This is a genomic window from Burkholderia sp. SIMBA_062, from assembly GCF_046534765.1.
In the GTDB taxonomy this organism is placed as follows: Bacteria; Pseudomonadota; Gammaproteobacteria; order Burkholderiales; family Burkholderiaceae; genus Burkholderia; species Burkholderia ambifaria.
Genome location: NZ_JAWRYD010000001.1, coordinates 57,513 through 71,895, shown reverse-complemented (window position 1 = coordinate 71,895; position 14,383 = coordinate 57,513). Strand labels below are relative to the sequence as shown.

Sequence of the window (14,383 nt, the reverse complement as noted above, 5' to 3'; positions counted from 1 at the left end):
ACGGTGCGATGCACACGCGCACACGATAACGCATGCACCAAAGCGACGGGCCGCCCCGAACAGGTTCGGCGGCGGCCCGTCGTCAGGCGCGGTTCAGGCGCGCGGCCATGTTCAGCCGAGCTTCTTCTTCAGCAGTTCGTTGACCTGCTGCGGATTGGCCTTGCCCTTGGTCGCCTTCATCGCCTGGCCGATCAGCGCGTTGAACGCCTTTTCCTTGCCCGCGCGGAATTCCTCGACCGACTTCGCGTTCGCCGCGAGCACCTCGTCGATGATCGCTTCCAGCGCGCCGGTGTCGGAGATCTGCTTCAGGCCCTTCGCGTCGATGATGCGGTCGGCCGCGGCTTCGTCGGTCGCCTTCTCGTCCCAGATCGCCGAGAAGATTTCCTTCGCGATCTTGTTCGAGATCGTGCCGTCGGCGATGCGCTGCAGCACCAGCGCGAGCTGCGCGGCCGACACCGGAATCGCGTCGATCTCGATGCCGTCGCGGTTCAGTTGCGACGACACGTCGCCCATCAGCCAGTTCGCGGCGATCTTCGCGTTCGCCGCGCCGGCCTTCGCGACCACGGCCTCGAAGTACGCGGCCATCGCCTTGCTCGACGTCAGCACGCCGGCGTCGTACGCGGACACGCCATATTGCTCGACGAAGCGCTGCTGGATCGCGGCCGGCAGTTCGGGCATCCCGGCCTGCACGCGCTCGATCCAGTCCTGGCCGATCACGAGCGGCATCAGGTCGGGGTCGGGGAAGTAGCGGTAGTCGTGCGCGTCTTCCTTGCTGCGCATCGAACGCGTCTCGCGCTTGTCCGGATCGTAGAGGCGCGTTTCCTGCACGACTTCGCCGCCGTCCTCGATCAGCTCGATCTGGCGACGCACTTCGTAGTTGATCGCTTCTTCAAGGAACCGGAACGAGTTCAGGTTCTTGATTTCCGCGCGCGTGCCGAACTTTTCCTGGCCGACCGGTCGCACCGACACGTTCGCGTCGCAGCGGAACGAGCCTTCCTGCATGTTGCCGTCGCAGATGCCGAGCCACACGACGAGCGCGTGCAGCGACTTCGCATAGGCCACGGCTTCGGCCGCGCTGCGCATTTCCGGCTCGGTGACGATCTCGAGCAGCGGCGTGCCCGCGCGGTTCAGGTCGATCCCGGTCATGCCGGCGAAGTCTTCATGCAGCGACTTGCCCGCATCTTCCTCGAGGTGCGCGCGGGTCAGGTTGACCGTCTTTTCGTACGCTTGCTTGCCGGCCTTTTCGTTGGCCGGCACCTGGATCGTGATCTGGCCGCCCTGCACGACCGGAATCTCGTACTGGCTGATCTGATAGCCCTTCGGCAGATCGGGGTAGAAATAATTCTTGCGCGCGAAGATGCTGCGCGGCGCGATGGTCGAGCCGATCGCGAGGCCAAAGCGGATCGCCCGCTCGACCGCGCCGCGGTTCAGCACCGGCAGCACGCCCGGCAGCGCCAGGTCGACCGGGCACGCCTGCGTGTTCGGCTCGGCGCCGAACTGCGTCGGCGCGCCGGAGAAAATCTTCGAGACGGTCGACAGTTGCGCGTGCGTCTCGAGACCGATAACGACTTCCCATTGGGTCATGCTTGCACTCCTGCCGGAACTTGCTTGTGCCAGTCGGTCGCGCGCTGGAACGCGTCGGCGACCTGCAGCATCCGGGCTTCGTTGAAATAGTTGCCGATGATCTGCAGGCCGACTGGGCGCTTCGCGTTCGCGCCCACACCGAAGCCGCACGGCACGCTCATGCCGGGCAGGCCGGCGAGGCTCACCGACAGCGTGTAGATATCCGCGAGATACATCTGCACCGGATCGTCGCCCTTCGCGCCGAGATCCCATGCGACCGTCGGCGAGGCCGGGCCCATGATCACGTCGCAGGACTTGAACGCTTCCTGGAAATCCTGCGCGATGATGCGGCGGATCTTCTGCGCCTGCAGGTAGTACGCGTCGTAGTAGCCGTGCGACAGCACGTAGGCGCCGACGAGAATCCGGCGCTTCACCTCGGGGCCGAAGCCTTCGGCGCGCGACTTCTTGTACATGTCGAGCAGGTCGCCATACTGCGCGGCGCGGTGGCCGAAGCGCACGCCGTCGAAACGCGACAGGTTCGACGACGCCTCGGCCGGCGCGATCACGTAGTACACGGGGATCGACAGTTCGGTTTTCGGCAGCGACACCGGCACGAGCGTCGCGCCGAGCGCCTCGTACTGCTTGAGCGCCGCGTCGATCGACGCACGCACGTCGTCGGCGAGGCCGTCGCCGAAATACTCGTTCGGCAGACCGATGCGCAGCCCCGCGAGCGGCTTGCCCGCATCGTTGCCGGCCGCCCACGGCTGGCCGAGGTGGCGCGTGAAATCCTCGTCTTCACGCTCGAGGCTCGTCGAGTCGCGCTCGTCGAAGCCGGACATCGCGTTCAGCAGCAGCGCGCAGTCGGACGCGCTCTGCGCCATCGGGCCGCCCTGGTCGAGCGACGACGCGAACGCGATCATCCCGTAGCGCGACACGCGGCCGTAGGTCGGCTTGATGCCGGTCACGCCCGCGAACGACGCGGGCTGGCGGATCGAGCCGCCGGTGTCGGTGCCGGTCGCGGCCGGCGCGAGGCGCGCGGCGACGGCGGCCGAGCTGCCGCCCGAGCTGCCGCCCGGCACCGCGTTGGTATCCCACGGGTTCTTCACCGCGCCGAACGCGGAGTTCTCGTTCGACGAGCCCATCGCGAACTCGTCCATGTTGGTCTTGCCGAGCGTGACCATGCCGGCCGCCTGCAGGCGGGCGACGACGGTCGCGTCGAACGGGCTCTCGTAGTTCGCGAGCATCTTCGAGCCGGCGGTCGAGCGCCAGCCGCGCGTGACGAACACGTCCTTGTGCGCGATCGGCAGGCCGGTCAGCGCGCCGCCCGCGCCGCGCGCGAGTTCGGCGTCGGCGGCCTTCGCCTGCGCAAGGGTGAGGTCGGCGTCGACGTGGACGAACGCGTTCAGGTCGCGTGCCGCGTCGATCCGTTTCAGGTAGAGCTGCGCGAGCTCGACGGCCGAGCATTCCTTGGCGGCGAGCGCGGCGCGCAGTTCGGTCAGGCTTTTTGCGTGCATTGAGTGGTTTTCCTGGGAATTCTGGGTGGCGCGCGGCGCGGCGCCGGCGCGCTTGTCATCGAATGCTTACTCGATCACCTTCGGCACCAGATAGAGGCCGTCCTGGACGGCCGGCGCCGGACGCTGGTTGTCGTCGCGATTGACGACTTCCGTCACGGCGTCGTCGCGCAGGCGCTGCGCGACTTCCTGGATCTGTTCGATCGGGTGGGCGAGCGGCGCGATGCCGGCGGTATCGACCGCCTGCATCTGCTCGACGAGGCCGAAGAATTCATTGAGCTGGCCGAGCATGTGCTCGGCGTCGGCGTCGGCCATTTCGAGTCGCGCCAGGTGCGCGATGCGTTTCACATCGGTCAGGGTCAGGGCCATGCGATCACCGGAAAAACAAGGCTGCGCGGCGCATCGACAGCAGCGCCGCGGCGGGGGGTTGGAGGGTGCGATCCCACCCTCAAAAATCGGGGCCGAAGCGGCAAAAATACCGCCCGTTTCGATTCAAATACCGTGAAATTATAAGGTATCATTACGCGTTCGACCCAAACCCGGCAGCCTTTTCCCGCACCGTTTCGCCTCGTTCCGGCAAGCCGTGCGTGCTTCGTGCGATCCCCGGTAGACATCACTCGCAGCTTCGTGCGCCGCGGCGGCCGCTTCCGCCACGCTTCCCGAGGCTGTTATTTTTTCCGCTGCCGCCCTCAGCGCTCGCTATGCAGGGCCGGCCCAGAGCGAAACAGGATTCTGAATGTTCGGTTTTTTGCGCAGCTACTTCTCCAACGATCTCGCGATCGACCTCGGCACCGCAAACACCCTGATCTACATGCGCGGCAAGGGCATCGTGCTCGATGAGCCCTCCGTCGTGTCGATTCGCCAGGAAGGCGGCCCCAACGGCAAGAAGACGATCCAGGCGGTCGGCAAGGAAGCCAAGCAGATGCTCGGCAAGGTGCCGGGCAACATCGAGGCGATCCGCCCGATGAAGGACGGCGTGATCGCCGACTTCACCGTCACCGAGCAGATGATCAAGCAGTTCATCAAGACGGCGCACGAGTCGCGCATGTTCTCGCCTTCGCCGCGCATCATCATCTGCGTGCCGTGCGGCTCGACCCAGGTCGAGCGCCGCGCGATCAAGGAAGCGGCGCACGGCGCCGGCGCGTCGCAGGTCTACCTGATCGAGGAGCCGATGGCGGCCGCGATCGGCGCGGGCCTGCCGGTGTCGGAAGCCACCGGCTCGATGGTCGTCGACATCGGCGGCGGCACGACCGAAGTCGGCGTGATCTCGCTCGGCGGCATCGTGTACAAGGGCTCGGTGCGCGTCGGCGGCGACAAGTTCGACGAAGCGATCGTCAACTACATCCGCCGCAATTACGGGATGCTGATCGGCGAGCAAACCGCCGAGGCGATCAAGAAGGAAATCGGCTCCGCGTTCCCGGGCTCCGAAGTCAAGGAAATGGAAGTGAAGGGCCGCAACCTGTCGGAAGGCATTCCGCGCAGCTTCACGATCTCGAGCAACGAAATCCTCGAAGCGCTGACCGATCCGCTGAACCAGATCGTGTCGTCGGTGAAGATCGCCCTCGAGCAGACGCCGCCGGAACTCGGCGCCGACATCGCCGAGCGCGGGATGATGCTGACGGGCGGCGGCGCGCTGCTGCGCGACCTCGATCGCCTGCTCGCGGAAGAAACCGGCCTGCCGGTGCTCGTCGCCGAAGATCCGCTCACCTGCGTCGTGCGCGGCTCGGGCATGGCGCTCGAGCGCATGGACAAGCTGGGCAGCATCTTCTCGTACGAGTGATCGCCGAGTGATCGCCTAAGCAGTCCCGTTTGATATGACGCACCCGCGGCGTGGCCGGATCGCTCGTTCAGAACGAACCGCCACGCCGTTTGCGCGTCTGAGCATTATTTAACCGATCGCCACGCGCCCGGCGCCGACCATGGAATACAGTCCGCCGCCCCTCTTCAAGCAAGGTCCGCCCGCGCTCGCGCGGCTCATCTTCTTCGTCGCCCTCGCCATCGCGCTCCTCGTGTCGGACGCGCGCTTCAGCACGCTCGAAATCGTCCGCGGCGTGCTCGGCACCGTGCTGTACCCGCTGCAGCGCGCGGCGCTCGTGCCGCGCGACCTGTTCATGGGCGCGGCCGACATCGCCGTCACGGGCGCGTCGCTGCGCCACGACAACGACGCGCTGCGCAAGCGCAACCTGCAACTGTCCACGCAGGCCAACCAGGCCGCCGTGCTCGCGCAGGAAAACATGCATCTGCGCGCGGTGCTCGATCTGCGCCAGCACATCGCGACGCAGTCGACCCCGGTCGAGATCCAGTACGACACGAGCGACCCGTTCACGCAGAAGATCGTGATCGGCCAGGGTTCGCAGCAAGGCATCCAGGACGGCTCGCCGGTCGTCAGCGAGGACGGCGTGGTCGGCCAGGTCACGCGCGTGTTCCCGCTGCAGGCCGAAGTCACGCTGATCACCGACCGCGATCTCGCGATCCCCGTGCAGGTGCTGCGCACCGGCCTGCGCAGCGTGATCTACGGCACGCCGAAGGGCGATTCGCTCGATCTGCGCTTCGTGCCGACGAGCTCGGACCTCGTCGCGGGCGACGAACTCGTCACGAGCGGCCTCGACGGCGTCTATCCGCCGGGCCTGCCGGTCGCGAAGGTCGTGCACGTCGACAAGCTCGCCGATACCGCGTTCGCCCGCGTGACCTGCGCACCGGTCGCCGCCGTGCGCGGCGCGCGCCAGATGCTCGTGCTGCATTACCAGAACGACGTCCCGCCACGTCCGGCCGAGCCCGAGCCGGCCGCCGACAGGAACGCGAAGGGCAAGAAGGGCGCGAAGGCCGCCGCGAAAGGCGAGAAAGCCGGGAAGGTCGACGCGAACGCGAAGCCGGCCGCCGCGGCCGCACCCGGCGCGAAACCCGCGCCGGCGGCGCCCGCCGCGCCGGCCCAGCCCGCTGCCGCGCCCGCGAAGCCCGCGGCCGGGCAACCAGGAGCCCAGCGATGAACCGTCCGCAATACATCCTGCAGCCGGTCAACCCGTACTTCATCGTCTTCAGTCTCGCCGCCGCGTTCCTGCTGAACCTGATGCCGTGGGGTCGCCTGCCCGGCGTGCCTGACTTCGTCGCGCTCGTGCTGCTGTTCTGGAACATCCACCAGCCGCGCAAGGTCGGGATGGGCGTCGCGTTCGTGCTCGGCATCCTGATGGACGTGCACGACGCGGGGCTGCTCGGCGAGCATGCGCTCGCCTATACGCTGCTGTCGTACGGCGCGATCACGATCCACCGCCGCGTGCTGTGGATGCCGATCGGCGTGCAGGTGCTGTATGTCACGCCGCTGCTCGTCGTCGCGCAGCTGGTGCCGTTCGTGATCCGCCTCGTGATGGGCGCCGCGTTTCCCGGCTGGCGCTATCTGGTGGACGGCTTCGTCGAGGCCGCGCTGTGGCCGATCGCGAGCCACTTGCTGCTGATGCCGCAACGCCGCCCGGTCGACCCGGACGATACGCGCCCCATCTGAGCCGCACCGGGACCGACCTTGAACACCCGCCGCCCCCACGCCCGCCGCGCGCCGCGCTCCGGGGCGGCCCCTCGCCCGCGCCCGCGCGCGGGCCAGATTGCCCTTAAATGACCGAATTCAACGACACCCAACAGCAGCTCTCGAAGTTCCGCCTGCGCGTCGCGGCGGCGGGCGTGTTCGTGTTCGTCTGCTTCGGGCTGCTCGCGAGCCGCTTCTTCTACCTGCAGCTGATGCAGCACGGCAAATACGCGCTGCAGGCCGAGGAAAACCGCATCTCGGTCGCGCCGATCGTGCCGAACCGCGGGATCATCACCGACCGCAACGGCGTGGTCCTCGCGAAGAACTATTCGGCGTACACGCTCGAGATCACGCCGTCGAAGCTCGACGACACGCTCGACAACACGATCGACAAGCTGTCCGAGATCATCCCGATCGACGCGCGCGACCGCCGCCGCTTCAAGAAGCTGCAGGAAGACTCGAAGAACTTCGAGAGCCTGCCGATCCGCACGCGCTTAACCGACGCGGAGGTCGCGCGCTTCACCGCGCAGCGCTTCCGCTTCCCCGGCGTCGACGTGCGCGCGCGGCTGTTCCGCCAGTACCCGCTCGGCATGACGGCCGCGCACGTGATCGGCTACATCGGCCGGATCTCGAAGCGCGACCAGGATCGCATCGATGCGATGAGCGACGACAACGACAGCGACCAGGAACATTACGATCCGCGTCGCGACGCGAACAACTACAAGGGCACCGACTACATCGGCAAGATCGGCGTCGAGCAGAGCTACGAAGCCGAGCTGCATGGCCTCACGGGCTTCGAGGAAGTCGAGGTGACGGCCGGCGGCCGGCCGGTGCGCACGCTGTCGCGCACGCAGGCGACGCCCGGCAACAACCTGGTGCTGTCGCTCGACATCGGGCTGCAGCAGGTCGCCGAACAGGCGTTCGCCGGCAAGCGCGGCGCGCTCGTCGCGATCGAGCCGAAGACGGGCGACGTGCTCGCGTTCGTGTCGTCGCCGAGCTTCGACCCGAACTCGTTCGTCGACGGCATCGACCAGCAGACCTGGGACGAGCTGAACAACTCGCCCGACAAACCGCTGCTGAACCGGCCGCTGCACGGCACCTACCCGCCCGGCTCGACGTACAAGCCGTTCATGGCGCTGGCCGGCCTGACGCTCGGCAAGCGCACGCCGGGCTGGGGCTTCCAGGATCCCGGCTACTTCACGTTCGGCGGCCACACGTTCCGCAACGACGTGCGCTCGGGCCAGGGCTGGGTCGACATGAACAAGGCGATCATGGTGTCGAACGACACCTACTTCTACATGCTTGCGCGCGACCTTGGCGTGAACGCGATCGCGAATTTCATGAAGCCGTTCGGTTTCGGCCAGATCACCGGCATCGACATCCAGGGCGAGGCGCGCGGGATCCTGCCGTCGACCGACTGGAAGAAGAAGGCGTTCAAGAAGGCCGCGCAGCAGAAGTGGTTCGACGGCGAGACGATCAGCCTCGGGATCGGCCAGGGCTACAACTCGTACACGATCCTGCAACTCGCGCATGCCACCGCGACGCTCGCGAACAACGGCGTCGTGATGAAGCCTCACCTCGTGAAGGAAGTCGAGGATCCGATCTCGCGGGCACGCCACCTGACCGTGCCGAAGGAAAGCGAAGTGATTCCGCTCAAGCAGGGCGACATCGACGTCGTGAAGCGCGGGATGGAAAACGTGATCGAGAATCCGTCCGGCACCGCGTACAAGGTGTTCCGCGGCGCATCGTACCTCGCGGCCGGCAAGACCGGTACCGCGCAGGTGTTCTCGCTGCAAGGCTCGAACTACAAGGGCCATCTGCTCGCCGAGCACCTGCGCGACCACGCGCTGTTCATCGCGTACGCGCCGGTCGATCATCCGCAGATCGCCGTCGCGCTGGTCGTCGAGAACGGCGGCTGGGGCGCGCAGGCCGCGGGCCCGATAGCACGCCGCGTGCTCGACTACTACCTCGTCGAACGTCAGAACCCGAACAACGAGGCCGCGGCCGTGGCCGCCGCCGCGTCGGCGACCGAGCCGGTGAGCGCGCCCGTGGTCGGCGACGCATCGAAGCCCGCCGCCGTCGCGGCCGGTTTCACCGCGCTGCCGCAGCCGGTCGTGCCGACCGCGGCGAGTGCGGCGAGTGCGGCGGACGCCGCGTCGGCGCCCGAGGCGTCGAGCGCGGCGCAGCCATCCGACGCGAGCGCCGCGGCGCCGATGGCCGCAAGCCTGCCGCCGATCCGGCGCCCGCACCGGCCGCACCGGCCCGCGAGCGGCGTCCAGCCGGTCGCCACCGCGCCGCGCGACGACAACTTCCGTGCCTCGGCCACCGCGAAAGCGGTGAACGCCGGCACCGCTCATTAACGGAGAAAGGCATGCAATTCGACAAGCGCGCCTGGCTCGACAAGATCAAGCAGATGTTCGCGGGTTTCGACCGCCCGCTCGCCCTCATCGTGTTCCTGCTGCTGTGCGTCGGCATCATTACGCTGTACAGCGCGGCGATCGACATGCCGGGCCGCGTCGAGGACCAGTTGCGCAACATCCTGCTGACGTTCGTGCTGATGTGGGTGATCGCCAACATCCCGCCGACGACGCTGATGCGCTTCGCGGTCCCGCTATACACATTCGGGGTCGCGCTGCTGGTCGCGGTCGCGCTGTTCGGGATGACCAAGAAGGGCGCGAAGCGCTGGCTGAACGTCGGCGTCGTGATCCAGCCGTCGGAAATCCTCAAGATCGCGACACCGCTGATGCTCGCGTGGTACTACCAGCGTCGCGAAGGCGGGCTGCGCTGGTACGACTTCGTCGCCGCGTTCGGGATCCTGCTCGTGCCGGTCGGCCTGATCGCGAAGCAGCCCGACCTCGGCACCGGCCTGCTCGTGTTCGCGGCCGGCTTCTTCGTGATCTACCTCGCCGGCCTGTCGTTCAAGCTGATCGTGCCGGTGCTGGTCGCGGGCGTGATCGCGGTCGGCTCGATCGCCGTGTTCGAGGAGCGCATCTGCCAGCCCGACGTGCAGTGGCCGCTGATGCACGACTACCAGAAACACCGCGTGTGCACGCTGCTCGACCCGACCTCCGACCCGCTCGGCAAGGGCTTCCACACGATCCAGGCCGTGATCGCGATCGGCTCGGGCGGCGCGCTCGGCAAGGGCTACCTGAAGGGCACGCAGGCGCACCTCGAATTCATTCCGGAGAAGCACACCGACTTCATCTTCGCGGTGTTCGCGGAAGAATGGGGGCTCGTCGGCGGCCTCGTGCTGCTGACGCTGTACATGGCGCTGATCGCGCGCGGGCTCTACATCGCCGCGCAGGGCGCGACGCTGTTCGGCCGGCTGCTCGCGGGCTCGCTTACGCTCGCGTTCTTCGTCTACGCGTTCGTCAACATCGGGATGGTGAGCGGCGTGCTGCCGGTCGTCGGCGTGCCGTTGCCGTTCATGAGCTATGGCGGCACCGCGCTCACGACGCTCGGCATCGCGATCGGGATGATCATGAGCGTCGGGCGACAACGGCGGCTGATGAAGAGCTGACGCTGCGGCGTGGCACGCCGCTGCAAGCGATCGCAAGCAGTCGCAGCAAAAGGAAAACGGCGCCGCGGGCGCCGTTTTTCATTGGGCCGGCCGAATTCAGCCGGCCGCCGTCACTGCGGCGTCGCGCGTGGGCTCCCATGGTCCGCACCGGCGCCCGATGCGGGCTCCTGCGTCTTCAGTCGCGCGCTCAGCTCCTTGAATTTCAGCTCGGCCGTCTCGTCACCCTGCGCGGCCGCGGCCGCATAGTACGCGCGCGCGATGTTCAGGTTCTGCGTGACGCCGTCGCCGCCACGCTCGTAGAACGACGCGGTCACGTACTGCGCGGTCGGCTCGCCCGCGTCGGCCGCCTGCTTGTACCACGCGAACGCCTGCCGGTTGTCGCGCGGCGTGCCGCGCCCGTCGAGGAACTGGTTCGCGAGCGACAATGCGGCCTGCACGTGCCCCTGCTTCGCCGCGCGCAGGAACCAGCGGTGCGCTTCGGCCGGATTGCGCGCGACGAATTCGCCGTCGTCGAACATCCGTCCGTACACGTACTGCGCATGCGACATGTTCGCGTCGGCCGCCCGCTTCAGCCAGCGCAGCCCTTCATCGACGTTCGCGGTCACGCCGACGCCGGTGAGCAGCATCATCGCGTAGTTGAACTGCGCGAGACGATCGCCGCGTTCGGCTGCGTCGTGGAACTGCACCAGCGCCGCGCGATAGTCGCCGGCGTTGTAGGCGGCCACCGCCGCTTGCGTCTCGTGTGCCGGATCCGGTTTCGCGCGTGGCGCATTCTGCGCCGACGCCGCGACGCACACGACCCACAGCCCGAGCATCGCACCGATCCGCCCGCACGCACCGGTTGTGCGCCGCGCGCGTCCCGCCCCCTCGCCGTCGTTCATGAGCGCACCTCCTGCAGCGCCTGCCGCGTTGCGCGCAGCAGCCAGGTCACGTCGGCCGACAGCGTGATCATCCGGTAGCCGGCCTCGCGATACTGGCGCGCGATGGCCGTATCGGTCGCGAAGATGCCGACCGCGACGCCGGCCTGCTTGCCGGCCGCGAGCACGCGCGCCATCGCGGTCTCCACATCCGGGTGGCGGCTGTCGCCGAGATGCCCGAGGCTCGCCGCCAGATCGGCCGGGCCGACAAACAGGCAGTCGACGCCCGGCGTCGCGGCGATCCGCTCGACTTCGTCGATGCCGCGCGCCGATTCGATCTGCACGATCACCGCAATCTGGGCATTCGCCGTCTGCAGGTAATCGCGGCGCATGCCGAACGCCGCCGCGCGCACCATGCCGGCCACGCCGCGCAGCCCGTCCGGGGAATCCGGCGACGGGAAGCGCGTGAGCCGCACCGCGTGCGCGGCCTCGTCGGCCGTCTCGATGCACGGGAACATCAGCGTGCGCGCGCCGGCGTCGAGCGCGCGCTTCACGAGCCACGGCTCGCGCCCCGGCACCCGCACGACGGGCTCGCTCGGCAGGTGCGCGGCGGCCAGCGCGCGCAGTTGCGACGCGACGTCCCGGCTGTCGTTCGGCGCGTGCTCCATGTCGATGCAGAGCCAGTCGTAGCCGGCGTGCGCGAGCGCTTCCGCCGCCGAATCGCAGCCGAGAGACAGCCACAGGCCGTACAGCGGCTCGTCGCCGTCCTGCAGACGTTGTTTGAGGGAATTGGTGAGCGTGCTCATCGATACGGCCTCCTGGCGGACAGGCAATCGAACGGAACAGGCAACGGGGGGGACGGCCGGAAGGCAGCAGCCCGATCGCGGGCGCGCAGGCTGCGCCACGCAACGATCATAGCGCGCCGTCGGGCGAAATGTGGGGAGACAGGCGAAGCGGGCCGATCGGGCACCGCATGGTGGGCGACCGGCGGCCAGCGGCCGGCCGCCGCGCGCACGCTCGGGCCGGCGATGCCGCGTCAGCGGGCGGGATCGCGCTCGACGTCGGCCCAGCAGTTCGGCGTTTCGTACAGGCGCACGCGCTCCAGCCGCAGGTTCACGCCGTAGTGCGCGTCGTACACGTTCGCGAGGATGTCGAACGCGATTGCAGCGAGGTTCTCGACCGTCGGGATCCGGTCGAGCACGACCGTCTTGTGGTCGGCCATCTGCTCGAGGAACGAGCGCACGACTTCGTCGCGCGCGTAGACCAGGAACGCGTGGTCCCACTTGTTCACGAGGTGCTCGACCGCGAGCGCCTTCACGTCGGCGAAATCCATCACCATGCCGCGGTCCGGCGCCCCCTCGGTATCGACGAGATCGCCGCGCAGCGTGACTTCGAGCACGTAGCGATGGCCGTGCAGGTTCCGGCACTGGCTGCGGTGATCGGGAATGCGGTGGCCCGCGTCGAATTCGAGTTTTCGGGTAATCAGCACGATGTCAAAGGCCGTGGCTCAGGGAATGTTCAGGTATTTATGGGTCTGCATCGACAGCCGCCACTGCGGATGCCGCTTGCACCAGTCGATCGCGAGCTTCGTGTTGAGATCGCGCGACGGGCCGTCCATCGGCTGCACGAGAAAATACTCGAAATCGAGCTTCGCGTAGTCGGCAAGCCGCTGGTTGTCCTGCGGGATCACGACCTTCAGTTCGTTGCCCTTCGTGACCACGAGCGGCGCGTCGGCCTTCGGGCTCACGCAGATCCAGTCGATCGTCTCGAGCACCGGCAGCGAGCCGTTGGTCTCGATCGCGATTTCGAAGCCCGCCGCGTGCAGCGCGTCGACGAGCGGCTGGTCGAGCTGCAGCATCGGCTCGCCGCCCGTGCAGACGACGAAGCGATGCGCTTCGCCGTCCGGCCACAGGCCGGCGATCGTCGCGACGAGCGCTTCGGCGTCCTTGAACTTGCCGCCGTTCTCGCCGTCGGTGCCGACGAAGTCCGTATCGCAGAAGCGGCACACGGCCTCCGCACGATCCTCTTCGCGGCCCGACCACAGATTGCAGCCGGCGAACCGGCAGAACACGGCCGGACGGCCCGCGTTCGCGCCCTCGCCCTGCAACGTGTAGAAAATTTCCTTGACCGCGTAAGTCATCGTGCTTCGTCCGGCTCGCGCCGCTCGTTTTCGATCAGAATCCGTTATTCATCAAGCGCTGCCGGCGCACCCGCGTCACAGCGGCGCTTCGGTCACCCGCTCGCCCTTCAGGTAGGCCTCGTAGCCGCGCTTGCGCAGCTTGCAGGCCGGGCATGCGCCGCAGCCGAAGCCCCAGTCGTGCAGTTCCGCACGCTCGCCCACGTAGCACGTGTGCGTCTCGACGCGGATCAGTTCGACGAGCGCATCGCCGCCGAGTTGTTCGGCGAGCTGCCAGGTCTGCGCCTTGTCGAGCCACATCAGCGGCGTCTCGAGCACGATGCGCGTGTCCATCCCGAGGTTCAGCGCGACCTGCAGCGCCTTCATCGTGTCGTCGCGGCAGTCGGGGTAGCCCGAGAAATCGGTCTCGCACATCCCGCCGACCAGCACGCGCAGCCCCCGGCGATAGGCGATCGCGGCCGCGATCGTCATGAACAGCAGGTTGCGGCCCGGCACGAACGTGTTCGGCAAGCCATTCGCCGTGGTCTCGATCTCGATCGTGCGCGTCATCGCGGTATCGCTGATCGCGCCGAGCACGGACAGGTCGATCATGTGATCGTCGCCGAGACGGCCGGCCCAGGCGGGAAACCGATGCTTCAGCGCGTCGCGCACGCCTTCGCGACATTCGAGTTCGACGCGGTGGCGCTGGCCGTAATCGAAGCCGAGCGTCTCGACCGTCTGGTAGCGTTCCAGGGCCCAGGCCACGCACGTGGCCGAGTCCTGCCCGCCGGAAAACAGCACGAGCGCGCCGTCTTTAGCGTCTGTCCGAATCACCGTGATACTCCGTGAATGTATAGGCTCGCGTCGCGCTGCGCCCCGGGGCCGGCTGCCGCCGGACGGCCCGACACGTGCCGGCCTGCGCCGGCTCGACCAGTATAGGCAGCGCGTCGTCCGCGAACGCGGCGGAGCGCTTATACCGCCCATCGCGCGGCATCGTTGCCGCGCGTCACGGCGGCGCCTGCGGGCAGCCCTGCCGTGCGCATGAAGCGATGCGCTAAGTCATTGAGCGGGCACGGATTTTATCACGCCCCAGCGAATGCTGCCGGACGCACCACCGATGCCGCGCAAACCCACCACAAACGAAAAACCCCAAGAACCTTCCGATTCTTGGGGTTGGAACTGCTGGTGGCCTGGGACGGAATCGAACCATCGACACGCGGATTTTCAATCCGCTGCTCTACCAACTGAGCTACCGGGCCAACGAAGAAGGCAAAGTATATCCAGCCCTGTTACTTTGCGCAA

13 protein-coding genes and 1 tRNA gene are annotated in these 14,383 nt (G+C 67.7%); 5 read left to right on the top strand and 9 right to left on the bottom strand.

What is annotated here, in order from left to right; all coding sequences use genetic code 11:
• Nucleotides 1–111 precede the first annotated feature (111 nt).
• The 3 genes from gatB to gatC form a co-directional block, all read right to left on the bottom strand.
• Entirely contained in the window at nt 112–1,584 is a 1,473-nt protein-coding gene (gene gatB / locus SB786_RS00340) for an Asp-tRNA(Asn)/Glu-tRNA(Gln) amidotransferase subunit GatB (RefSeq protein WP_410725679.1), read from the bottom strand.
• On the bottom strand, nt 1,581–3,077 hold the full coding sequence (gene gatA, locus SB786_RS00335) for an Asp-tRNA(Asn)/Glu-tRNA(Gln) amidotransferase subunit GatA (RefSeq protein ID WP_410725678.1): 1,497 nt from the start codon (nt 3,075–3,077) through the stop codon (nt 1,581–1,583). The genes gatB and gatA overlap by 4 nt, the downstream gene beginning before the upstream one ends.
• A 66-nt stretch (nt 3,078–3,143) precedes the next feature.
• Complete coding sequence (gatC, locus tag SB786_RS00330) at nt 3,144–3,443, bottom strand: Asp-tRNA(Asn)/Glu-tRNA(Gln) amidotransferase subunit GatC (RefSeq protein ID WP_006477478.1); 300 nt, start codon at nt 3,441–3,443, stop codon at nt 3,144–3,146.
• Between the two features lie 367 nt (nt 3,444–3,810).
• On the opposite strand from gatC, the gene SB786_RS00325 reads away from it, so the two are divergent.
• The 5 genes from SB786_RS00325 (at nt 3,811) to rodA (ending at nt 10,108) form a co-directional block, all read left to right on the top strand.
• Nucleotides 3,811–4,854: a rod shape-determining protein gene (locus tag SB786_RS00325; RefSeq protein ID WP_004189550.1), complete on the top strand. Its 1,044-nt coding sequence runs from the start codon at nt 3,811–3,813 to the stop codon at nt 4,852–4,854.
• Between the two features lie 139 nt (nt 4,855–4,993).
• On the top strand, nt 4,994–6,061 hold the full coding sequence (gene mreC, locus SB786_RS00320) for a rod shape-determining protein MreC (protein WP_410725677.1): 1,068 nt from the start codon (nt 4,994–4,996) through the stop codon (nt 6,059–6,061).
• The gene (gene mreD / locus SB786_RS00315) at nt 6,058–6,570 is read left to right on the top strand and encodes a rod shape-determining protein MreD (protein WP_006755847.1); all 513 of its coding nucleotides are present in this window, start codon (nt 6,058–6,060) and stop codon (nt 6,568–6,570) included. The genes mreC and mreD overlap by 4 nt, the downstream gene beginning before the upstream one ends.
• 107 nt (nt 6,571–6,677) lie before the next feature.
• The gene (mrdA, locus tag SB786_RS00310; RefSeq protein WP_410725676.1) at nt 6,678–8,948 is read left to right on the top strand and encodes a penicillin-binding protein 2; all 2,271 of its coding nucleotides are present in this window, start codon (nt 6,678–6,680) and stop codon (nt 8,946–8,948) included.
• Nucleotides 8,949–8,959: 11 nt separating this feature from the next.
• Nucleotides 8,960–10,108, top strand: coding sequence for a rod shape-determining protein RodA (rodA, locus tag SB786_RS00305; RefSeq protein ID WP_410725675.1), 1,149 nt, complete (start codon nt 8,960–8,962; stop codon nt 10,106–10,108).
• Nucleotides 10,109–10,218: 110 nt separating this feature from the next.
• Here the strand turns inward: rodA and SB786_RS00300 are convergent, their stop codons facing one another.
• The 6 genes from SB786_RS00300 to SB786_RS00275 all read right to left on the bottom strand — a co-directional run bounded on the left by SB786_RS00300 (nt 10,219) and on the right by SB786_RS00275 (nt 14,340).
• On the bottom strand, nt 10,219–10,989 hold the full coding sequence (locus SB786_RS00300; protein WP_410725674.1) for a tetratricopeptide repeat protein: 771 nt from the start codon (nt 10,987–10,989) through the stop codon (nt 10,219–10,221).
• On the bottom strand, nt 10,986–11,771 hold the full coding sequence (locus tag SB786_RS00295) for an HpcH/HpaI aldolase family protein (protein ID WP_410725673.1): 786 nt from the start codon (nt 11,769–11,771) through the stop codon (nt 10,986–10,988). The genes SB786_RS00300 and SB786_RS00295 overlap by 4 nt, the downstream gene beginning before the upstream one ends.
• Before the next feature lie 230 nt (nt 11,772–12,001).
• Nucleotides 12,002–12,454, bottom strand: a complete 453-nt coding sequence (gene queD, locus SB786_RS00290; protein WP_006755431.1) for a 6-carboxytetrahydropterin synthase QueD — start codon at nt 12,452–12,454, stop codon at nt 12,002–12,004.
• An 18-nt stretch (nt 12,455–12,472) separates the two neighbouring features.
• Nucleotides 12,473–13,105, bottom strand: a complete 633-nt coding sequence (queE, locus tag SB786_RS00285; RefSeq protein WP_006755430.1) for a 7-carboxy-7-deazaguanine synthase — start codon at nt 13,103–13,105, stop codon at nt 12,473–12,475.
• Between the two features lie 75 nt (nt 13,106–13,180).
• Complete coding sequence (queC, locus tag SB786_RS00280; RefSeq protein WP_410725672.1) at nt 13,181–13,915, bottom strand: 7-cyano-7-deazaguanine synthase QueC; 735 nt, start codon at nt 13,913–13,915, stop codon at nt 13,181–13,183.
• A gap of 349 nt (nt 13,916–14,264) precedes the next feature.
• Nucleotides 14,265–14,340, bottom strand: a tRNA-Phe gene (locus SB786_RS00275).
• Nucleotides 14,341–14,383: the final 43 nt, after the last annotated feature.